The sequence below is a fragment of the Mycobacteroides sp. PCS013 genome, assembly GCF_049532645.1.
Classification (GTDB): Bacteria; Actinomycetota; Actinomycetes; order Mycobacteriales; family Mycobacteriaceae; genus Mycobacterium; species Mycobacterium gwanakae.
In genome coordinates, this window is the sequence record NZ_CP150131.1 from 3494190 (window position 1) to 3515922 (window position 21733).

The window sequence follows — 21733 nt, forward strand, 5'->3', positions numbered from 1 at the left end:
TGAGGAGCGTCAAGCCCGGTCTCGATACTGAATGCCCCAACTGCGCAGCGGTTCCGGGCACAGTGACTGAACTCCGGGCACCGAAGGTGCGGTGCACGCCACATAGCCGTACTTGACACCGGCGGCCGCCACCGAGATCGCGGGCGCCGTCAGCACGGCAAAAGCGAGCGCGACCACTATGGGGAGCGGTTCGACCATGGCCAACAGCAGCGCGACCACCACGCAGACAAACACCCAGATCAGAACGTAGGTGACCGCGACCGTCCGGTCGTTCGGCAACAACGTCTCGAACCAGTGCTGGTACAGCAGCAGTCCGACCGCCCCGGCGGGAATCCACACCGCCAGCAACAGCAACAGCAATACCCAGCGCTTCAGGAAGGCTGGTTCCCGTTCGGCGGGCACCCGTACCGGCTTCGCCGGTTCGTCGGCGAGCACCGGAACCGCGCCGGTGTAGGGATCGGGCGTCATCGATTCGGCCGACGTGACCGGCATCGCGCCGGTGCGGTCGCTAGCGACGTCAAACGCTGCGGTCAGCGGCAACGCATCGGTGTCGATGCGGCCGGTGGTCACCAGGTCTTCGTCATCCTTGAACGCCGAGAACGCGGTGAAGGTGGCGGTATCCAATCCGTCTCTGGTCCTACCGCCATCGATCGGCACGGCCAGCGGATCGGCCAGGTCGCCCTCGACGATGCTCGGCTTCTCCGTGTCGTCCACAAGCTCGGCTTCAGCGCTCGTCTTTTCGACGGTGTTTTCTGCATTTTTGTCAGACACTGTGAATCACCTGTATCGCCGCAAGAATCCCGAACCACCCGGGAGAAATCGCCAGCACGAATGCCGCCGCAGCCGTCATCCATTTACGCGTGGATGCGATCAAGATGAAGAAACCGATCAAGCTCGGTACCGCGACAACAACGCCGATGAAGAGGTCGGGCCGCACTGGTTCGTGCGCGATGAACACGCTAGACATCCCAGCGACAAGTCCAACTGCTATCCCCAGCAGCATCGCGCTGGCTACAACCTGCGCGCGTGGCAGTGGTATCACGAGAAAACTCCTGCTCGGTGTTCTGTCCGCCCCCGGGCCACCTTCGACCATACTGCGATCACTGGCACACTGGCTCAAATGACGTCGGCGCGCCGCTCCCTGGACCCACATCTCTGGCTCGAAGACATCGGCGGCGACGAGCCGCTGAACTGGGTACGCGAACACAACTCGATAACAACCGGCGAGTTTTCCAGTGCACGTTTTGACCAAATGCGGGCCGAGGCGCTGGCCATTCTCAATACCGACGCACAAATCCCGTATGTACGTCGGCGAGGCGAATTCCTCTATAACTTCCGACGCGATGCCAACAACGCCCGTGGCCTTTGGCGGCGAACCACTTTGGATCAATACCGTCTCGATGAACCCGAATGGGATGTCATCATCGACCTCGACGCCCTGGCGGTCAGCGAGGATGAGAACTGGGTCTGGGCGGGTGCCACGGCACTACGCCCCGAGTTCAACCGGGCGCTGGTGAGCTTGTCGCGCGGCGGATCCGATGCCGTGGTGGTACGCGAATTCGATCTGCAAACACGACAGTTCGTGACGGACGGTTTCGTGTTGCCCGAGGCCAAGACTCAGATCGGTTGGATCGACGCCGATACCGTGTTCGTAGGCACCGATTTCGGGCCCGACAGTCTCACGGATTCGGGATATCCCCGTCTGGTCAAGCGCTGGAAGCGCGGACAGTCCCTCGATGATGCGGAACTGGTTTTCAGCGGCGAATCCTCGGATGTGATGGTGGGCGCGAGCTTTGACGACACCCCCGGCTTCGAACGCACCCTGATCAGCCGGGCCACCGACTTCTTCAACTCCGAAGTACACGAGCTGAGTGTCGATGGCGAGCTGCTGCATATCGACGTCCCCACCGATGCCTCGGTGTCGGTGCACCGCGAATGGCTCCTGGTCGAACTCAAGTCGCCGTGGCAGTTGGACGGCGCCGAGCACTCCGCCGGGACCCTGCTGGCCGCTCGCTATGCCGATTTCCTCGCCGGGGACCGGACCGTCACCCCGGTGTTCATTCCCGATGAGCATGCGAGCCTGCACCACTACGCGTGGACGCGCGAACGGCTTACCGTCGTGATCCTGCGCGACGTGGTCAGCGAGATCATGGTGTTTACCCCGGGCAGCTGGGACTCCGAACCACTAAGTGGTGTGCCCTCCAACGCCACCACGCAGATCGTCGCGATCGACGACCTCGGCGATGAGATATTCCTTGACACATCGGGTTTCACCCAGCCGTCCACACTGCTACATGGCACAGCAGGCACTGCGGGGGCCTCGGTATCCCCGATCAAATCGGCACCGTCCTTTTTCGACGGCAGCTCCTTTGACGTGACCCAGCACTTCGCACGGTCAGACGACGGGACCGCAATTCCTTACTTCGTCGTGCGCCCCAGCGGATCCACCGAAGCGGGACCCACCCTGCTCGGCGGATACGGCGGTTTCGAGGTCTCCAGAACTCCCGGCTATGACGGCGTGCTGGGCAAACTGTGGTTGTCTCGCGGCGGCACCTACGTGCTGGCCAACATCCGCGGAGGCGGCGAGTACGGTCCGGTATGGCACACCCAGGCAATGCGCGAAGGACGTCATCTGGCGTATGAAGACTTCGCCTCTGTTGCAAGGGATTTAGTGGAGCGGGGCATCACCACCGCGGCACAGTTGAGCGCACAGGGAGGCAGCAACGGCGGTCTATTGATGGGCGTGATGCTCACGGCATACCCGGAGCTGTTCGGCGCGCTGGTGTGCCAGGTGCCACTGCTGGACATGCGGCGTTACCACCTGCTACTTGCCGGCGCCTCCTGGGTGGCCGAGTACGGCGACCCGGACAATCCCGATGATTGGGAGTTCATCTCTAAATACTCTCCTTACCAGAATATTTCGCCCGAGAAGCGCTATCCGCCCGTCCTGGTGACCACCTCGACCCGCGATGACCGCGTCCACCCAGGGCATGCACGCAAGATGACCGCCGCGCTACAAGAGGCCGGGCAACCGGTCTGGTACTACGAGAACATCGAGGGTGGCCACGGCGGTGCGGCCAATAACGACCAGTCGGCATTCAAGGCGGCCTTGGCCATCGAGTTCCTCTGGCGCCAGCTCACACCCTGACCCGAAATCTCAGGGCGATCCCCGATGCGGCCGCGGTGGGCGGAGCAGACAATGGCTCCATGAGCGAATCCAACACCGTTCCACCATGGGTCAACAAGATGGTCAGGGGCCTGCTCCGCAGTCCGCTGCACCCTGTGCTCAGCGGCAACATCGCGTTGTTCACCTTCACCGGACGCAAGAGCGGCAAGGAGTACAACGTGGCCGCCACCTACATTCGCGACGGCGATGTACTGACTGTCTTCACCGACAGGGCATGGGCCAAGAACTTGCGCGACGGGCGCCCCGTCACCGCATTGGTGCGCGGCAAGCGGCTCGATGGCACTGCCGAGTTGTCCACCGGCCCCCAGATCGCCGGGCCACTGGCCGACCTGCTGCACAGAGTGCCGCGCGATGCCAAGTACCACAACGTGCGGCGCAACGCGGACGGCAGCCTCAACCAGTCCGATATCGACAGGGCCGCCGCCACCGAAAGCATGGTGACCGTGCGCCTGTCATGACCCACGTCACTTAACGATGGCGACAGTCTCGCAAATCACGCCACCCAGCCAGACAAGCATCAGCGAATCACGCACTGACACGCATGCAGTTTGCTCGATAGCTTTTTCGCCTCGTCAACCACCACTCCACCCGATCGCAAAACCGCAGCTCACAGGTGCTAACTACTGCAAGCACTATAGGATTCGATTCTTAATTTCCCAGTTCAGAGGCGGGGGAAAATTGAGGGATGGGACCGTGCCATCGGACGCCGTTACCGAAATCGAGACCTATCTGTGACCGTCGCGGGTTGTTGCCGTTAGGTGTGCTCGGCTAGCTTGGTAGCTAGCTGAATTATTGGCCTTGGCAAAGTTGCCTGGCGGGCCGTAGTTATTGACCGACATGAGGCGAGCGCATTGCAGCGCTTACAGATCGTCGGTAGTTGGAGCCAGATTGCCGTGAGGTGCACGATGAGAAACGACTTGTTCATCGGCTTGAGTGAGAACGGGTGGGACCGTGCTCCGTGGGATACCGAGCCAGAGTTTTCGCCCACCGAGCTAGACATCCTGCTGGATCGTCGGCTGTCCGTCAGTGACGCCGCCGAACGTGTCGGCTGCGTGGAGCACGACGTGCAGCGCATCCGCGACGCACACGCCGCCTGACGTTCACGTCAGCGCCGCAACAAACCGCCCACCAGCCCCGACACCACACCCACCACAATCACCAGGCCACCGGCCGCCATCGTGAGGCTCAGCCAGTGGTGGGCATTGCCGATTGCCTGGGTGACCAGGCTGTCGGCAACATCGCGCAGATTGTCGTTGACCCGGCTCAATGGCCGATCCAGGTAGCGCCGCCCGATCTCCAGCCCCGCCCACCCGGCCGTGCCCACCAGTAGTGCCGAAATGCCAAGCCCGACAAGGCCCTTGGCGCGGCTACGGACCGCCAACTGAGTCAGCCCCGCGAGGACGAGGGTCAAACCGAAGGATATCCACACGGCAAGCTGACCGAAGCGCGCCACCGGCACCAAACGACCCGGCGTCAGACCTGCCAGGTTGTCGTCGGTGACCGAGACCTTCAGTGTCTCCGGCGCTTTGATGGAAAGCCCCTGCGGCACCAGGCTCTTGATCATGGGCGCCACATCGATCTGCCAGCTGCCCTGCGAATCACGTTGCGCCGAGTTCGAGTTCGTGAACAACCACTGGTGTGCCATCCGATTCACCGAAGCGAAGTCCGCCCGGAACTGCGGGCCACCGGTGTACGTGGCGGTCAACTCCGCGACCTGGGTCTCGTTGACACGCGAGCCCTGCTTCTTTCCCAGCGACACGATCTGGGTGGTGAGTTCCCCGGCAATCGCCCGCTGCACCCTCGGGTCGTCAGCCGCCGGCGCGGTCAATGCCACATAGCCGTTCTCATCGACAATCCGGGACTGTGTCCAGGCCGCCGTCACCGTCAGAGCCAGCGCGGCAGTGGTCAGCAGCCACAGCAGGACCGCGAACAGGAATCGCATCGAGCCCAGGTTAGTCCGGCCGTCCGCACCGAGGCGACTTCGGGATCTGGAACCGGAGGTCGGCGGCGGGATCTAGTCCGTGAGCGCGCGCCCCAGGATCAGTGGATCGGCCTGACCGACGACGTCGACATCCTTGTCGTCGTAGTCGAACTTGCCCAGAACGTGCCGCATCGCGCTGACGCGGGCCCGCTTCTTGTCATTGCTCTTCACCACGATCCACGGCGCGTGATCGGTGTCGGTGAGCGAGAACATCTCTTCCTTGGCCCTGGTGTAGGCATCCCACTTGTCCAGGGAAGCCAGATCCATTGGTGAGAGCTTCCACTGACGCACCGGGTCAACCTGCCGGATCGCGAAGCGGGTGCGCTGCTCGGCGGAGGACACCGAGAACCACAGTTTGGTCAGGCTGATGCCGTCGTTGACCAACATCTGCTCGAAAAGCGGTGCCTGGTGGATGAATTCGGAATGCTGCTCGTCAGAACAAAATCCCATGACGCGCTCGACACCGGCACGGTTGTACCAGGAGCGGTCGAAGAACACCATCTCGCCGGCAGCCGGCAGATGCGGAACATACCGCTGGAAGTACCACTGGGTGCGTTCCCGTTCGGTCGGCTTCTCCAGCGCGACCACGCGGGCACCACGGGGGTTGAGGTGCTCCATGAACCGCTTGATGGTGCCGCCCTTCCCGGCCGCATCACGCCCCTCGAAGAGGATGACGTGCCGGGCGCCGGTGCGCTTGCTCCAGTTCTGCAGCTTGAGCAGCTCGATCTGCAGCAGCCGCTTCTCCAGCTCGTACTGATGGCGACTCATGCGCTCGTCGTACGGGTAGTTCTCTCGCCAGGTGTCCACCGCGACGCCGTCGGGCGCGATGAGTACCGGATCGTCATCGTCATCGTCGTCGACGGTGTAGCCCTGCGCAGCGGCGGTAATGGTCTCGGTCACCAGCGGAAACTAACCCCGGCAACCGTCGCCAGGGTGGCCGACGAGTGAACGTGAGGTGTCAGCGGCGGAAGGGGCGCAGTGCCTTGTTCGAGAGCTTGGTCAGGCTCTTGAGCGCCACCGGCGCGAGCCAGCTCGGTCCGCTGTACCAGAGCGGCTCACTGGGCAGCGTCACCCGGGTGTCGACGATGGCCTCGGTACGGCAGTACTTGAGCAGACCGCTGGCGCCACCGAAGCGCGATCCCATCCCCGAGCCCTTCCAGCCACCGTGCGGCGCGGTCAGGCAGGACAGGTTCATGATCACGTCGTTGATGTTGACGGTACCGCAATCAAGTTGCAGTGCAATGCGTTCGGCGCGCCTTCGGTCCTTGGTCCAGACGCTGGCAGACAGCCCGTACTCGCTGTCATTCGCCAGGGCGATCGCCGTGGACTCCTCGGAGAACCGCATGATCGGCAGCGTGGGACCAAAGGTCTCCTCCCTCATGCAGTCCATGGAATGGTCCACGTCGACCAGCACGGTCGGAGCGTAGAAGGTACCGCCGCCCGGAACCCGCGCGCCGCCGGTGAGTGCTCGCGCACCCGACGCAACCGCTTGGCGCACATGCCGATCCACGACCTCGAGCTGATTCTCGTCAATCATGGCGCCGACGCTGTGATCCATCCCGGCGCCGATCTCCAGACTGCGCACCTCGTCGACCACCAGGTCGACAAACTGTTCGTAGATCGAGTCGTGGACATACACCCGCTCGACGGAGACGCAGGTCTGACCGGCGTTGAACATGCTGCCCCACACCGCGGCATGGGCGGCACGTTTGACGTCGGCGTCCGCGAGCACCAGCATCGGGTCCTTGCCGCCGAGTTCCAGGCTGACCGGGGTGAGGCGGCGCGCGGCGCGCTCCATGATCTTCTTGCCGGTGGCCGTCGATCCGGTGAACTGGATGAAGTCGACGTTGTCGATCAGTGCCTCGCCGACCTCACGTGCGCCGTGGACAATCTCGAACACCGGCGGCGCTCCGATTTCCTCCCAGCCGCGTGCGATGAGTTCATCGGACAGCGGTGTGCGTTCGGAGGGCTTGAGCAGCACCGAACAGCCCGCCAACAGGGCCGGGATCACATCCCAATATCCAAGTGCCACAGGATAATTCCATGGTGAGATGACTCCTACGACCTTGCGGGGCCGCTGATGCAGGGTGATCTTCTTGGTGTTCATGGCGATGGACGAGGCCGGCCGCGACTCGGGTGTTAAGAATTCCGCCGCACGAGGCGCGTAGTACGCGATGATCGCGAGAATCGACGGAATCTCGATGCCCGCGTCGATCTTGGACTTACCGGTCTCGGCGATCAACTGGGCCTCGATACGCGGCGTGTTATCGGTCAGCCACTGCGCGAAGCGGGCCAGTACCTTGCCGCGCCCCTCGGGCCCGAGTCGCTCCCACGACGGCTGCGCCTTCGCCAGTTGTGTGGTGATCACGGGGATATCCGCGGGATCGGTCCAGTTCACCTGCCCGACGACCTGCCCGTTCGCGGGATTGCGTACGTCGCGGGCGGCGCTGTGGGCGGTGCCGAGGTTTTCAGACGTCGTTGTCATTAGAGGAGTCTGGCACGCGGGGACCCACGTCGCCATCCCCACTAGTTGGTTGGAATCATCCCGCGCAGGTAGGCGGCTTGACCCAGGTGCTGGGCACAGTCGTCCACGATGCTGACCAGCCGGACACTCGCGGTGACCGGCGGATCCCAGTGCTGATCGACAACACGCGCAAGTTCGGAATCGGTCAGGGTGTCGACATAGCGCAGTGTCATTTCGTGCACGTCCTGGTAGTAGCCACTAAGTAGGTCGACCGTCGCGATCACCTTGGCCACATCCTCGGGCGTGTGCCCGTATCCGTTGGAGTCGGCGGGCAGGTCGAGACCGAATCTCGGCTCCCAGCCGCGGGCCGTCCACACCGGCTCGGCACCCGTGATGGCACAGATCTGCACGTCCTGACAGCGCGCCGAATGCCAAATGAGCCAGGAGATGCTGTTCGCGTCCGGCGTGGGCCGATAGGTCACCGCCGTATCCGACAGACCATCGGTCACCTCACCGACATGTTCGATGATCCGGGTAAAGCTGTCACGCAACAGTTCCCGCGCAGACGCGGCTGCCTCGAAGTCCGTCACGGTTTGACGGTACGCCCGGCCTTGGGCGCTGCCTTGGTCGCGGGCGCGCTCATCGTCAGCGCACCTGCCGCACAGCCACAGACAAGCACCGCGAAGATGGGCAGCAGCAAGGCGGTGTTGAGGGACAACGCATCGGCAAGCCAACCGATGAGGGCCGGCCCACCCAGCACCGCGACATAGCCGGTCCCGACCACCCACGACAGCACCCGGCCCTCGTGTTGTTCGTCGATATTGCCCGCCACGGTGAATACCTGCGGAACGCCACCGGCAAGCCCGAGGCCCACGGCCGCCCAGCCCGCCATGGTGAGAGGCAGCGCCGGCGACGCGATGACGGTCAGCAGACCGACCGCGGCCAGCGCACAGCCCCAGCGCAGGACCAGTACCCGGCCAACTCGTTCGACGAGCTTGTCGACGGTGAAACGACCCACCGTCATGGCCGCCATGAACACGCCGAATGTGAACGCACCCCATGAATGGGAGGCGCCCAGGTGCTCCTGTGCGTGCAGACTGCTCCAGTCGGTCGCCGACCCTTCCGAGAGCATCAGCAGCATGGCCAATACGCCCAGGAGAAAGACCTGACCCCGGCGGCAGGTGACCGCGGGCGGCAGCGTGTACGGCACGGTGTCCGGCGCTTCGGCCTCACCGACGCGCAGCTTGTCCTTCAACAGCACACTGGCCGACGATCCCAGCACCACCAGGCACAGCACGGTGACGCCGAGGACCGTGACGAAGACCGGCACGTGCACCGCGAACGCCACGGTTCCGATACCGGCGCCCACCACGTTGCCCACCGAGAACACCCCGTGGAACGAGGCCATGATCGGCCGGCCGTAGAAACGCTCCACGTCGACCGCGGCAGCATTCATCGCGACATCGGTGACACCGACGGCGACACCGCACAGGAACGCGCCCGCTCCGGCGATCCACACATTCGTGGCCGACAGCGGGATATTGACGCCAAGCGCCATCGCGGCGCCTCCGGCAACGGCGATAGGCCCGCTGCCGAATCGGTCGACAAGCACACCGCTGATCAGCATGCCCACCAGCGCGCCGCCACCCAAGACCAGCACCACCAGGCCCAGCGCCGTCGAGGACATCCCCGTGGCCTGCTTCATGGTCGGCAGGTGCACAGCCCAGGTGGCCACCACGAGCCCGAACGATGCGAATACACCGATAACGGCAATCCGCATACGCAGCGGTTTCGTCAAGAAATAGTCCTCACCTCGGCGTTGAGCCGGCGATCACGCCCCCACCGCGACCTCGGCGAGCAGCACTCACCGGTACCTGTTGACCACAGTACTGACCCTGACCATGACGGGCCGCAGCAGCGCCACATCGCCTTCGCCTAATATATATCTTGACATTCATATGATGCCATGGTGATATGAATCCATGGACGCCTTCATGGTGATCGCCGACCCGACCCGACGCCGGATCATCGACACCCTGCGCGAAGGAGCGGCCGATGTCACCACGCTGATCGAACGACTCGATGTTTCGCAGTCCCTGGTGTCCAAGCACCTCGGCGTCCTGCGCGATGCCGGCACGGTTCGCGTGGAGGTCGCCGGGAAGCGCCGCGTCTACCACCTGGCCGACGATCCCCTGCCCGCCGTACTGGCCTGGGTAACGCCCTATCACCGCAAGTGGGCCAACGCGTTCGATCGCCTCACCCATCTCATCGACAGCGACGCCGACGATCATGACAACACGAAGGACGACAACCGTGACTAATCCCCTCGATGCCACCCTCGCGCCGTGCGACGATCACGACGGCAGATGGGTCCTGACCATGTCCCGCGAGTTGAACCATTCGCCAGAGAAGGTGTGGCAGTGGCTCGTTGACCCCGACAAGTTGCGTCAGTGGTCACCCGCAATACCCGATCGCCCACTGGATTCGGTGGGAGCAGCTCAGGTCCGGGAGACCTCCGCAGATCCGGTACTCGACGGTGAAGTGCTCACCGTCGACCCGCCACACGAGCTGATCCATCGCTGGGGCCCCGACGACACCCTGCGCTGGCGAATCGAGCCCACAGAAAAGGGATGTCGGCTGACCCTCGAGCACTCGATGTCCGATCGCGGTAATGCGTCGGGAAATGCTGGCGGTTGGCACATCTGCATGGACACTCTCATCCTCGCCGTCGACGGGACACCGCGCGGCCGCGTGGTTGGACTCGATGCCATGACTCACGACTGGCAAAGCCTCAATGACGGATACGCAAGGATGCTCGGCTGAGCGCTCACAGAATTTGCTGAAAATCCTCGACCACACTGCCGGCGAGCCAGCTAATTTGGATACGATTCTGCGTCTAAATTAACCGTTGACCAGGCACTACAACCGCAGTGGTCAATATGTTCGCTTCGGCTGATTCACCCCTCTCAGAGTATGGCGTAAACGCTTTGCCCTACTTACTCTCATGCCACCGCATTCGGCAACGGCGCCGAAAGCACAGGAGGGGTCCTGATGGCTGCGCAGCATTCGGTTTTGGGGAAACGTCGCTCGCTCAAACGCTCGGTGGCCACCGCCGCCGCGGTGGCGGCGACATGCACCGTGCTGACACCGGTCGCCATCGAGTCGCGAACCATCGCCTCGACGCTCGCGTCCTATGTCATCGGTGTTGGCGGCCGCGGCGACGGCGCTGGCACGAACATTCCCGCCAAGCTCGGCGGCCTCAACGGCTTCTACGACCCTTCTTCCGACACGTACGTCCCCGTTTCCTATCCGGGGACGATGTGGCCCGTCGACGGCCTGCGGGACAAGACCTTTCGCCAGTCTGTCACTGCGGGGCACACGGTACTGGCCCAGGAGATTGCGACCCATCCGGGGCAGAAGGTCATCATCGGCTACTCGCTCGGCGCGGTAGTCGTCAACGAGTCACGCAAAGACCTCGAAGAGCAGTACGGACCCAACGGAAACCCGGATATCCAATTCGTCCTCATCTCCAACGCTTACAAGCCCAACGGGGGCATACTGGCCCGCTTCCCTGGTATCTGGATTCCGTTCATGGATATCTACTCGACCCAGCCTGCGAAACCGGACATCTTCACCACCACGGACATCACCAACGAATACGACACGATCGGCGATTTCCCGGCCTACTTCAACCCGCTGGCCATCGCCAATGCCCTTGTGGCATTTCCGTATACACATCCCGACCAGTTCTATGACGGCACCGATCTGGATAAGTACGACGACGCGAACGCCATTGCCGACACGACCCAGATCGACGGCAGCACGACCAAGTACTACTACGGAGACGGCACGACCAAGACGGTGGTCACCAACGCGAACGGCTCCACATCCACCTACTACGTCGTGCACAACGAACATCTCCCGCTGCTGCAACCGCTGCGCGATCTCACCAACCCGATAGGCGCTTCCTTCGTACTGGATGCCATCGAGCCCACCCTGCGGGTGTTCATCGACATGGCCTACGACCGCGAGACCGGCCCGGGCACCGTAAAACCGTTCAGTCTCTTCACTCCATCGAAGAAAATCGTCGATGCAGTCAAGAAGCTGCCCGGTGCCATCGAGGAAGGCGCCGAGAACTTCCAGAACGGACTGCCCGGGACTGGGGCGCCCAAGCAACCGGCACAGGTCGACAAAACCGCCAGTCCCGCTGCTCCCCAGTTTGATTCCACAACGGCCACACCGCCCGCGGCCCAGACACCCGCACCGACCAAGCTCTCCGATCCGGCCGCAATCGCGGTCAGCGCAAGCACCGTGCCCACCGCGCAGGCCGAGATAGAGACGGGGACCAAACCCGAGGCCACGCCCGACGAGAACCCGGACCATGGCAAGCCTGCCGTCGCAACCGTCAAGGACATCGACACGTCGAAAAACACAACGAGGCCGACCCTGCGCCTTCCGAAGCTTCCCGCGTCACGCCCGGGAACAACACCTAAGAATCCGAAACTCCCGTCGATCAGAGAAGGCCTCAAGTCGATACCGGGCCTGGGCACCCGCAATGCGCCCGGCACCACCGGCACCGGCGGCACCGGTTCGGGGCCCAGCAAGGAAACCGTCGGCGCCGGAGATGGCGGTACTGCCGAATCCGGGGCCCACGCCGGCCCCGGTGACCACGCGAACTCGGGCGATCACGGCAAATCCGGGGACAACCATTCCGGGAGCAACGCGGCCTGACCCGACCGCCGCATCACGAATCAGCCGGATCAAAACCTCCGCGTTCTGGCGCGGGACCGAGTCAACGTGCCGGGGCTGGGCGAAACATGCGCAAAGATGGCTGTGATCAGGGCTTCCGCACCATCAATGCCCTTCCGGAGCGGGGCACATCCCGGAGTATTGGGACCCAAAATGCGGGATCGCACTGGGTCGACGGCAGGTAAGTAGCAACCCCTCAGAGTGATGTGCGCATTCCTCATGTGGGCGCCTGGCACTGCGTCGCCTAGACTGGGTGAATGCCAGCCAAGACCGAACCAGCCGCGATCGACGACCTCGAGCCGCTGGCCGACGAGACTGCCCACCAGGCGCAGCGCGTCGTGGCCGCGTACGCGAACGATGCCGACGAGTGCCGCATGCTGCTCGCGATGCTGGGTATCGGGCCAACCAAGGTCGACGCGTAACTCATACGTCTCCTCGCGATTCGTACTGAGAAACAAACATGGTGCCTCGATCGGATGAGCGATCGGCCGTCGAGCCCGCCTTCGGCGGCTCCGACTTTGTTGTCGTCGCCAACCGCCTCCCGATCGACCTGGTAAAGCTGCCTGACGGTTCTACTACCTGGAAGCGCAGCCCCGGCGGTCTGGTCACCGCCATGGAGCCGCTGCTCCGCAAGCGCCGCGGCGCTTGGGTGGGCTGGCCGGGTGTCGCCGACGCCGATGTCGAGCCGGTCTCCGAGGACGACATGGTGCTCTACTCGGTGCGACTGTCGACCCAAGAGGTCAACGAGTACTACGAGGGCTTCTCCAACGCCACCCTGTGGCCGCTGTATCACGATGTGATCGTCAAACCCGAATATCACCGGGAATGGTGGCAGGCCTACGTCGATGTGAACCGTAAGTTCGCGGAGGCAACGGCGGCGGTGGCCGCCGAGGGCGCCACCATCTGGGTGCAGGACTATCAGCTGCAGCTGGTGCCCAAGATGCTCCGCATGCTGCGCCCCGACCTGACGATCGGGTTCTTCCTGCACATACCGTTCCCGCCCGTCGAACTGTTCATGCAGATGCCCTGGCGCACCGAGATCGTCGACGGTCTGCTCGGCGCCGATCTCATCGGGTTCCATCTGGCCGGCGGTGCCCAAAACTTCATGTACTTGGCACGAAGATTGGTGGGCGCCAGCACGTCTCGCGCATCGATCGGCGTGCGCTCGCGGTTCGGCGAGATACGGGTGGGCTTCCGCACCGTGAAGGTGGGCGCGTTCCCCATCTCCATCGACTCGGCAGAGCTCGACAGTGTGTCCCGCAGTAAGCACATTCGCCAGCGCGCCAAGGAGATTCGTGCCGAGCTCGGCGGTCCGCGCAAGATCCTGCTGGGTGTCGACAGACTCGACTACACCAAGGGCATCGATATCCGGCTACGCGCCTATGAAGAACTGCTCGCCGAGGGCCGCGCCAGCAGCAGCGACACCGTCTTCATCCAGCTCGCCACCCCCAGCCGCGAACGCGTCGAGAGCTACAAGAAGATGCGCGGCGATGTGGAGCAGCAGGTCGGTCACATCAACGGCGAGTTCGGCGAGGTCGGCCATCCGGTGGTGCATTACTTGCATCGGCCGGTACCGCGCGAAGATCTCATCGCCTTCTTCGTCGCCGCGGATGTCATGTTGGTGACTCCACTGCGCGACGGCATGAACCTGGTGGCCAAGGAGTACGTGGCCTGCCGCAGCGATCTGGGCGGCTCGCTCGTACTTTCCGAATTCACCGGCGCCGCAGCGGAACTACGCCAGTCCTATCTGGTCAATCCGCACGATATCGACGGCGTGAAGGACGGAATCGAGTCGGCGCTCAACCAGACCCCTGAGGAAGGGCGCCGCCGCATGCGGGCGCTGCGCCGCCAGGTACTCGCGCATGACGTGGATCGATGGGCGCGCGCATTCCTGGAGGCGCTGGCCACACCGGCCACCGGCGATTCGATCGCGCCGGAACAGCCGGCGGTGCTGGGCGGCGAACCCCTTTAAAGCGGCGTGATGTAGGAGATCAACCACTTGTCTCCTGCGCGCGTGTAATCCACCTGAATCGACGACGAGTCGTACACCGGAGTGCGCGACTGGTCCGTGATGGTGCGATTCATGTACACCACCACCTGCGCCGAGTCTCTATGCGCGGCAATGATTCCGGTGCCCACGATACTGGTCTGGCTGACGATCTTGCGCTGCTTGGCCTGCGGGATGATCTCCCGGTTCGCCTTGTCTTCGAATTCACGCCGGTACTCGGGGGTCAGCCCCGCGTACTGTTCGTCGAGGCTGCGCTCGACGGTCTGATAGTCGTATCCGAAGATACTTCCCACCTGCTTGCCGGCCTGCTTGATCAGTGTCTGTCCCGCAGCCCGACTGGCGATGGTATCGACCCGGTGCCAGTACATGCCGCCGGCCACGGCGGACAGCCCGATCACGGCCAGCACCACAACCGCGACGAAAGTTCTTGTCAGCCAGCGCATCAGCTCTGTCCGTCCGGCCATCTCAGGTCATATGCGGTCATGTTGCCCTGCTGGTCCTCGGCGACGATCATCCGCATGCGGTACGACTTGGAGGGCTCATTGACCCCCGAGTCTGCGTTGGTGAGGGTTACCCGCGCGGAGATGAGTATCGAGGCTTTCTTACTCACCTCGTCGACGCTCTCCAGGCTCGCCTTCTTGATCACCACCTCCGAGCTGGTGCCGGTTTGGTGATACAGCGCTTTGAGATTGGCGGTGTTGTCGGGGTTGAAGGTGCCCCGTAGCGGTCCGCTGGTGCTGTTGACGAACTGGTCGACGTTCTTGTCGATGCTGTCCGGGCTGTAGGTCATCATGTTCGTCACCGTCTGCACAGCAGTGTCGACGAAATGCTGGTCGCGAGCGGCTCGCACGTCATCGCGGTGCTGGGCACGACCCATGAGCGCCAGTGCCGCCCCCAATGCGCCAATCAGCGCCACTGCCAGCACCGATGCCACCCATGCCACAGCGCGCGCGTTTCCCCGTCGACGGGAATCGGAAACGGAGGGTTCGGGTTTCGACCGGACCTCGGTGCGGCCCAGGGACACACTGATGGGCTCGGCACTGGTCTCACTCGTGGGGCCGGCCGGCCGGGCCGCCCGCCGACGCGTTGTCTGCGACGTGGCCTTCGGCTCGTCTTGGGTCATACCGGCTTCGGCCCCAGCATCAAATCCGCCCACGTCTCCGCCTCACTACCGCGGTCCAGCGCGGGCGCGTACACACTCGGCTGGTTGTTGGCATCGAGGAACACACCATTCTTCGGATCATAGGCACGTGCCGCCATCGGCTCCGATTTCGCTGCTACCGGCATCACGTCGCCACCGGCCGGCGGGGCCTCCGGAGCCGGTGGAGGTGGCGGCGGCAGCGTCGGAGTACCCGGATCCGGCTCGGCACCCGGCGGTATGTTCGGGAACTTATTGGGCGGCAGGATGTTCCGCGGATCCTCCACCGGGGTGCCATAGGGTGCGGGCGGGCCGCGCCACGGGTTACTGCCAATCGGCACGTATCCACGCGGGTCACGGCACAGCTGAATGGTCGGTGCCCGCTTTCCGGGGAACTCCTGGCACGGGTAGTTACGCGCGCCGCGTACCGCGCTGGGATCGTTCTGGGCGGTCTTGCAGTACATGTCCCTGGGCAGCTCGCGCAGGGTCTCATCGGCCGGGGTACGCATCAGCGGTGCCGGGACGAAACCGGTCAGGCATGGCGGCGGGTCACCCAGGTTCAGCCGGAAGTCCAGCTTCGCGCCCTCGTCCATCGGGGCACCGCCGGCGACGGTCAACAGCGCGGAGAACAACGCGGGCAGGATCACCAACGACTGCTCGATGGACTTGTTGTAGATGACGCCGACCCGCCCCAGATTGGCCAGGCTCGCCGCGAGCACCGGGAACGACGGGCGAATACCCGCGAACAGTTCGGAGGCTTCCTCGGCGGCACCCGGTGCCACCTTGAGGAACTGCCGCAGCTGCGGGTCGGCCTTGGCGAAATGCTCAGTCAATGCCGCCAGGCTGGAGACAGACCCGCGGATGTTGTCACCGCTACGGATCTGGGCATCCAGCAGTGGCCCCACCTGTTCGATCAGCTTGGTGGTGCTGCCGTAGTCGGCGTTGGCCTCCTGGATCAGCAGCCGCGACGAATCGATCAGCCGGGAAAGTTCCTGACCGGATCCGTTGAATGCCTTGAACGCCTCGGACAGCACCTCGCGGAGCCGGGTGTCCGCGACGGTGTTGACCAGCCCGTCTGCCTGGCGTAGCAGGGTGGACACATCGGTGGGGATGGCGGTGCGATCGGTACCGATCACGTCACCTTGCCGGAGGCTTCCGGCAGCACCCGTGGGGGGCGGCACCAGATCTACGTACTGCTCGCCGATGGCGGAGACGCTCTTGACGACGGCCCGCACATTGCCGGGCACCTTGACGTCGTTGTTGAGCCGCATGCTGGCGGTGACGCCCTCGGGAGTCAGCGCCACATCGGTGACCCGCCCGATCTGCACGCCACGGTAGGTGACGTTCGCGTTCTGATACAGGCCGCCCGAGGCAACGAACTGCGCCTTCACATCGTGTTTTCCGATGCCGAGCGCGGTAGGCACCCTGAGGTAGAAGATCGCCATCAGCGCGACACTGATCACCGTGACGGCCGCGAAAATCATCAGCTGGATCTTGATCAGCCGTTCCATCAGCGACCACCTCCCTGTGGGGCGGCCGGGGCTGCGGGGGCAGGCAAATCGAACGGGCTGGTCTCCTTGCCGTTCAGGTTGGCCATGGATCCGATGAGCCATTCCGGTGGATTCACCACATCGTTGAAATGTTGCATGTTCGGGTCGAAGAACGATGTGGTGAAAAGCGTTTCACCCAGGCGCCGAGCGGTCAGGTCGAACGTCACGAAGACATTCAGGTAGTCACCGCGCACCGCGTTGCGCAGGTACTTGGTGCTGAACGGGAACGTGGGCAGTAGGTCCAGGCTGTCGATCAACACGTCGCGGTTCTCGGCCAGTGCCCGCACCACCGGATACAAACCCTTGAGGTCGGCGACGAGGTCTTCCTTGGTGGTTCGGAGCACCCGGTCAGTGATCTTCGCGAGGTTGCCCACCGAGCGGAACGCCTCGATGATGTTGGCGCGATTCTCGTTGAGCACCTTCAGCGCGGGTTCGATTGAATCGATGGCGCGCCCAAGGCTTTCCTTGTGTTCGGCTAGGACTCGGGAAAACTTGTCGATGCCTTGCATGGCCGAGATGATGTCGTCCCGCTGCGCGTTCAGCGAGGAGATCAGCGTGGCGAGTTTGGGCAGCACCTGGGTCAGGTTGCCGGTACGTCCCTTGAACAGGTTGTAGGTCTCGTCGGTGATGTCTTGTATCGCACCGAGATTGCCCTTGTTGACCACGACGGAAAGCGCGGAGAGCACCTCTTCGGTGCTCGGGTACTTGCCGGTGCGGCTCAGCGGAATCGTGGCACCACCGGTCAGCCTGCCCACCGCGGGCTCGCCGGTCGGGGCGGCCAGCTCGATGTGCTGCGAGCCGAGCAGGCTGGTCTGGGCGACCTTGGCGACCGCATTGGCCGGCAGTTGCACCTCCGGCCCCAGAGACACCTTGACTCCGGCATACCAAGAGCCGTCGGGCTTTTGGTATGCGTCGATGCCCGACACGCTGCCCACCGTCACGTCATCCACCATGACCGGGGAGTTCTGCGGCAGCGTCGTGACATCGGGCAGCTCAACGGTGATGGTGTAGGACCGCGATCCGTGTCCCGCGGTCCCGGGCAGGTTCAGCGAGTTGAGCCCGTTGAACTGGCACCCACTGGCCACCACGGCGACACCGACGCCGATCGCCACGCCGCGCAGTGTGCGATGAGAGCCTCGCGCGAAGAGCGTTGAACTCAGACGGCTCATCGCGGTCCTCCAGGAACAGCAGGTGGTGCGGGCTCATCCGCAGCCGCGGGGAATCCCGGCGGCACCGGTCCTGGCTCTGCGGGACGCAGCTCCGTGCCCGGGGGTGGCGGCGCATTGACTTCCTCGGGCCCGAGCATCAACGCACTGAGGTCCTGTGGTGATGGCTTCGGCGGCGGCGGTGCGCCGTTGGGCCGAACCCACACCAGATCCTCGCGGGGGGCCTCGGACTTCGCCTCCGTCTCAGGAGTGTCGTAGATGATCTGTCCCTTGTACGCCGAGATCTGGTTGATCGGGTGCAGCAGGATCGGGGCGTAGTTGAATGTCGCGCGGCGTAGCACGGGGCCCATCCGTTCACGGCAGATCTCGGCCCGCTTCAAATACTCGGTCTTGGTGCCCGTTTCGAACACACCACCACAGATGAACTGCACCGGGTTGGCCAGGTTCGGAATCGAGAGCATGCCGTTCAACGTGCCTGCCGCGGGGTTGTAGATGTTGTAGAAGTTGGCCAGACCGTTCGGCGCAACGTGCAGGATCTGCTCGACGTCGTCGCTTTGGTCCGAGAAGATCTTCACGAAATCGCTCAGCTTGTTCACCGAGTCGACGAGCGCAGAGTTGGTGTCTCCCAGGAAACCTCGCACATCGGTGAGGGCCTGGTTGAGGGCGCCCAAGGTGGCTCCGAGGTTCTCGGTGCTGGCTGCCAGTACCTTCGACACCGATGCCAGGTGGGTGCTGAACTGCACTATCTGTTCATTGGAGTTCGCCAACGCATCCACCAGCACCTGCAGGTTCTTGATGGTGCCGAACAGGTCCGTGCGCGAGTCACCGAGCCGCCCGGCCGCCTGCGAAAGTTCACGCACCGCGTTGCGGAACGAGTCGCCGTTACCGTCGAAGGTGCTCGCCGCCTGGTTGATGAAATCACTGACCGGCCCCTTGGATTCACCCTGCGGCCCCAGGCTGTCGCTGAGCTTGGCCAGTTCGGTCTTGACCTCGTCCCATTCGATCGGGACGGCGGTCTTGTCCAGCCCCAACGAGGCACCGTCGGCGAGAGCCTGCCCCTCGGTGTAGGCCGGGGTCAGCTGAACAAACCTGGCGGTCACCAGGTTTGGCGCCATGATGATCGCCTGTGCGCCTTCGGGCACCTTGAACTTGTCCGGGAGTTCCATGGTGACCTTCACATCACCCTCGCGCGGCTCGACAGCGGTGATGCGCCCTGCCTTCACGCCAAGGATGCGAACGTCATCACCCGGGTACAGCCCGACGGCCGAGGCGAAATGCCCGATGATCTTGTGGGTGCCGCGACTGGGCCACACCCAGTACAGCAGGCCACCCACGAGGGCCACCGCGAGCATCGCGAAGACACCCTTCTGGATCCAGGGCCTGAGACGGTTCTCCGGTGTTGTCATGGCGATTTCGGCCTCATGACTTGGCGTTCACCGATCAGACCATTCAGGTAGTCCGAGAGACTGGCAGGCAGCTTGCCGGGCTGGAAGTAGGTGTCGAACATGACGGCCGTCAGCGTGGCGGGCGGGAAGCCGTAGACGTTGACGTGGAAGCCGGGTCCGGAGGAGACGACCTCGCCGAGCGCAGTGCCGTATCCCGGCAGACGCTTGAGCGCCTCACTGATATGGGCCTTGCGGTCCAACAGATCATCGAGCACGAGGTTCAGTTTCTCCATGGTGGGCCGGAATTCCTGGCGGTTGTCGGCCACGAATCCACTGATCTGCTGGGACAGTCCCTGCACACGATTGATCAGCTCGGCGATCGCCAAACGCCGCTCGTCGAGCGCCGCGAATAGTTGATTGCCATCGGTGACAAGCTTGTTCACCTGCCCGGCACGCTCGGAAAGAATCCCGCTGACAGACTTGGCACGGCTCAACAGCTGTTCGAGGGCGGCGTCGCGGGCGTTGAGCGTGCGCGAGAGCGAGGCGACACCGTCCAGGGCACCGCGCAGCTGCGGGGTGGCATCACGCATCGCGTCCGTAATGACCTGTAACGACTGGTCCAGCTGCGCCTTGTCTATTCCGCCCGCCGATGCGCCCAGGTCGCTCAGCGCACTGTTCAGTGTGTATGGAGTCCTGGTGCGGCCCAACGGAATCTCGGTGATACGCCCCGCCCCGGCCGGCGTCACCGACAGCGATTTCTCACCCAACACAGTGGTGGTTCTGATTGCCGCCAGCGACTGGTCGCCCAGGCGGATGGAACGATCGACAGTGAAGTCCACGCGAACCTGGTTGCCCGCCAAGGACACATCCTTGACCTGGCCCACCTTGATACCCGAGACGAAGACGTTGCCGCCAGGCTCCAGGCCGCCGGAGTCCGCGAAGAATCCGGTGTACTGCTTGCCCTGCGGCCAAAACGGCAGACCCGTGTAGCCGAACGCGACGAGTACCAACATCGACACCACGGCGATACCGAAGATTCCGGTGCGCACCGGATCTTTCTCTTGGATGTCACTCATTTTTGAAGGAACACCTGCCCTTCGACGGGTCGGGCGGTCCACCGAACGGGATCAGCCAGTCGGTTCCGACGGGGCCGTTGACCTTGATCCGGATAGAGCAGTAGTAGATGTTGAAGAACGATCCGTAGGCACCAAGAGCGTTGAGCCGCAGGTAGTTTTCCGCCAGATTCTCCACAACGACGTTGATATCGGCCTTACGCTCGTCCATCCGGGTGGCCAGCTGGCGAGTCTGTTCGATGGTGCCCTTGATGTACGGGCGGGTGTCCTTGAGCACCGATTCCAGCGACGAGGCTGTCGACGCAAGCGGCGGTAGCGCTCCGGCGACCACGTCGCGCTGTTGCGCCAGACCGGAGACGAGTTGCTGCAGCTGATCGACGCTCGATGAGAACTGGCTGCTCTTCGAGTCGATGGTGCCAAGCACTTCGTTGAGGTGATTGATCACATCGCCGATCAGCTGATCGCGTTCCGCCAAGCCTGAAGTGAACGAGGACGTATCGCCCAACAATTGGGAGAGCGTCCCGCCCTGTCCCTGCAGGATCTGGATGAAAGCGTTGCTGATCTCGTTGACCTTCGCGGCGTCGAATCCCTTGAGCACGGGCCGAAGTCCACCGAGCAGCGCATCCAGATCGAGAGCGGGCTGAGTGTGGTCTTTGTCCAGCGTTCCGCCGTCGGGCAGCTTGCGTAATTCTCCGGGGCCCGACGTGATCTCCAGGTACCGGTCTCCGACCAGATTCTCGTATCTGATGATCGCCCGGCTCGAGCTGTAGAGCTGATACTTCGAGTCGACGTCAAAAGTGACCTCGACATTGTTGTCCTTGGTCAGAGATACGTCCTTGACGCGGCCGACCGGCACACCCGCGATGCGTACCTTCTGCCCCGATCGCAGGTCCGACGCCGTCGTGAACGTCGCGTGATACCGCTTGCCGGAACCGAATCTGAACTCGCCGAAGGTGATGATCAGCCCCGCCGCCACCAACAGCATCACGACGGTGAAGACGATAACTTTGAGCCGCGTCCCTGTGTTCATCG

General features: G+C 63.5%; 22 protein-coding genes. 8 read left to right on the forward strand and 14 right to left on the reverse strand.

Going from position 1 to position 21733, the window contains the following annotated elements:
• Positions 1 to 9: 9 nt before the first annotated feature.
• Together RHO23_RS17470 and RHO23_RS17475 are read right to left on the reverse strand one after the other, a co-directional pair.
• Entirely contained in the window at positions 10 to 771 is a 762-nt protein-coding gene (locus RHO23_RS17470; RefSeq protein ID WP_064409665.1) for a hypothetical protein, read from the reverse strand.
• Positions 764 to 1042 carry a putative holin gene (locus RHO23_RS17475; protein WP_030096352.1) on the reverse strand — a complete coding sequence of 93 codons (279 nt, stop codon included), beginning with the start codon at positions 1040 to 1042 and terminating at the stop codon, positions 764 to 766. Before RHO23_RS17475 ends, RHO23_RS17470 begins: the two co-directional genes overlap by 8 nt.
• Positions 1043 to 1120: 78 nt before the next feature.
• Between RHO23_RS17475 and RHO23_RS17480 the strand changes: the two genes are divergently transcribed.
• The 3 genes from RHO23_RS17480 (at position 1121) to RHO23_RS17490 (ending at position 4284) form a co-directional block, all read left to right on the forward strand.
• Entirely contained in the window at positions 1121 to 3148 is a 2028-nt protein-coding gene (locus RHO23_RS17480) for a prolyl oligopeptidase family serine peptidase (RefSeq protein WP_064409666.1), read from the forward strand.
• 59 nt (positions 3149 to 3207) lie between these two features.
• Positions 3208 to 3645, forward strand: coding sequence for a hypothetical protein (locus tag RHO23_RS17485; RefSeq protein WP_064409667.1), 438 nt, complete (start codon positions 3208 to 3210; stop codon positions 3643 to 3645).
• A gap of 447 nt (positions 3646 to 4092) precedes the next feature.
• Positions 4093 to 4284, forward strand: a complete 192-nt coding sequence (locus RHO23_RS17490; protein WP_046256038.1) for a hypothetical protein — start codon at positions 4093 to 4095, stop codon at positions 4282 to 4284.
• A gap of 8 nt (positions 4285 to 4292) precedes the next feature.
• Here RHO23_RS17490 and RHO23_RS17495 read toward each other — a convergent pair whose 3' ends face one another.
• From RHO23_RS17495 to RHO23_RS17515, 5 genes are all read right to left on the reverse strand, one after another.
• Positions 4293 to 5129 carry a hypothetical protein gene (locus RHO23_RS17495; protein ID WP_064410444.1) on the reverse strand — a complete coding sequence of 279 codons (837 nt, stop codon included), beginning with the start codon at positions 5127 to 5129 and terminating at the stop codon, positions 4293 to 4295.
• A 72-nt stretch (positions 5130 to 5201) separates the two neighbouring features.
• The gene (gene ppk2 / locus RHO23_RS17500) at positions 5202 to 6068 is read right to left on the reverse strand and encodes a polyphosphate kinase 2 (protein ID WP_030096347.1); all 867 of its coding nucleotides are present in this window, start codon (positions 6066 to 6068) and stop codon (positions 5202 to 5204) included.
• A gap of 58 nt (positions 6069 to 6126) precedes the next feature.
• Complete coding sequence (locus tag RHO23_RS17505; protein WP_057964354.1) at positions 6127 to 7653, reverse strand: aldehyde dehydrogenase family protein; 1527 nt, start codon at positions 7651 to 7653, stop codon at positions 6127 to 6129.
• Between the two features lie 41 nt (positions 7654 to 7694).
• Positions 7695 to 8222: a mycothiol transferase gene (locus RHO23_RS17510; protein WP_264920330.1), complete on the reverse strand. Its 528-nt coding sequence runs from the start codon at positions 8220 to 8222 to the stop codon at positions 7695 to 7697.
• On the reverse strand, positions 8219 to 9412 hold the full coding sequence (locus RHO23_RS17515) for an MFS transporter (protein WP_044105043.1): 1194 nt from the start codon (positions 9410 to 9412) through the stop codon (positions 8219 to 8221). The genes RHO23_RS17510 and RHO23_RS17515 overlap by 4 nt, the downstream gene beginning before the upstream one ends.
• Before the next feature lie 202 nt (positions 9413 to 9614).
• On the opposite strand from RHO23_RS17515, the gene RHO23_RS17520 reads away from it, so the two are divergent.
• The 5 genes from RHO23_RS17520 (at position 9615) to RHO23_RS17540 (ending at position 14353) form a co-directional block, all read left to right on the forward strand.
• A complete protein-coding gene (locus tag RHO23_RS17520) occupies positions 9615 to 9953 on the forward strand; it encodes an ArsR/SmtB family transcription factor (RefSeq protein ID WP_030096343.1) in 339 nt (112 codons plus the stop codon).
• A gap of 58 nt (positions 9954 to 10011) precedes the next feature.
• A complete protein-coding gene (locus RHO23_RS17525) occupies positions 10012 to 10455 on the forward strand; it encodes an SRPBCC family protein (RefSeq protein WP_423489250.1) in 444 nt (147 codons plus the stop codon).
• A 228-nt stretch (positions 10456 to 10683) separates the two neighbouring features.
• The gene (locus RHO23_RS17530; RefSeq protein ID WP_423488097.1) at positions 10684 to 12363 is read left to right on the forward strand and encodes a PE-PPE domain-containing protein; all 1680 of its coding nucleotides are present in this window, start codon (positions 10684 to 10686) and stop codon (positions 12361 to 12363) included.
• Between the two features lie 275 nt (positions 12364 to 12638).
• Positions 12639 to 12803 carry a hypothetical protein gene (locus tag RHO23_RS17535; RefSeq protein WP_044105041.1) on the forward strand — a complete coding sequence of 55 codons (165 nt, stop codon included), beginning with the start codon at positions 12639 to 12641 and terminating at the stop codon, positions 12801 to 12803.
• A gap of 38 nt (positions 12804 to 12841) precedes the next feature.
• Positions 12842 to 14353: an alpha,alpha-trehalose-phosphate synthase (UDP-forming) gene (locus tag RHO23_RS17540; RefSeq protein ID WP_057964350.1), complete on the forward strand. Its 1512-nt coding sequence runs from the start codon at positions 12842 to 12844 to the stop codon at positions 14351 to 14353.
• On the opposite strand, the gene RHO23_RS17545 is transcribed toward RHO23_RS17540, so the two are convergent.
• The 7 genes from RHO23_RS17545 to RHO23_RS17575 are packed head-to-tail and all read right to left on the reverse strand — an operon-like array spanning position 14350 to position 21731.
• Entirely contained in the window at positions 14350 to 14853 is a 504-nt protein-coding gene (locus tag RHO23_RS17545; protein WP_064409673.1) for a hypothetical protein, read from the reverse strand. The two genes, RHO23_RS17540 and RHO23_RS17545, sit on opposite strands and share 4 nt — an antisense overlap.
• Positions 14832 to 15512, reverse strand: a complete 681-nt coding sequence (locus RHO23_RS17550) for a mammalian cell entry protein (protein ID WP_423488098.1) — start codon at positions 15510 to 15512, stop codon at positions 14832 to 14834. The genes RHO23_RS17545 and RHO23_RS17550 overlap by 22 nt, the downstream gene beginning before the upstream one ends.
• On the reverse strand, positions 15509 to 17038 hold the full coding sequence (locus RHO23_RS17555; RefSeq protein WP_423488099.1) for an MCE family protein: 1530 nt from the start codon (positions 17036 to 17038) through the stop codon (positions 15509 to 15511). The genes RHO23_RS17550 and RHO23_RS17555 overlap by 4 nt, the downstream gene beginning before the upstream one ends.
• Positions 17038 to 18246, reverse strand: coding sequence for an MCE family protein (locus RHO23_RS17560; RefSeq protein WP_044105039.1), 1209 nt, complete (start codon positions 18244 to 18246; stop codon positions 17038 to 17040). The genes RHO23_RS17555 and RHO23_RS17560 overlap by 1 nt, the downstream gene beginning before the upstream one ends.
• Positions 18243 to 19649: an MCE family protein gene (locus RHO23_RS17565; protein ID WP_046254895.1), complete on the reverse strand. Its 1407-nt coding sequence runs from the start codon at positions 19647 to 19649 to the stop codon at positions 18243 to 18245. The genes RHO23_RS17560 and RHO23_RS17565 overlap by 4 nt, the downstream gene beginning before the upstream one ends.
• Positions 19646 to 20704, reverse strand: coding sequence for an MCE family protein (locus RHO23_RS17570; RefSeq protein ID WP_264920335.1), 1059 nt, complete (start codon positions 20702 to 20704; stop codon positions 19646 to 19648). The genes RHO23_RS17565 and RHO23_RS17570 overlap by 4 nt, the downstream gene beginning before the upstream one ends.
• Positions 20697 to 21731, reverse strand: coding sequence for an MCE family protein (locus RHO23_RS17575; protein WP_030096333.1), 1035 nt, complete (start codon positions 21729 to 21731; stop codon positions 20697 to 20699). The genes RHO23_RS17570 and RHO23_RS17575 overlap by 8 nt, the downstream gene beginning before the upstream one ends.
• Positions 21732 to 21733 lie beyond the last annotated feature (2 nt).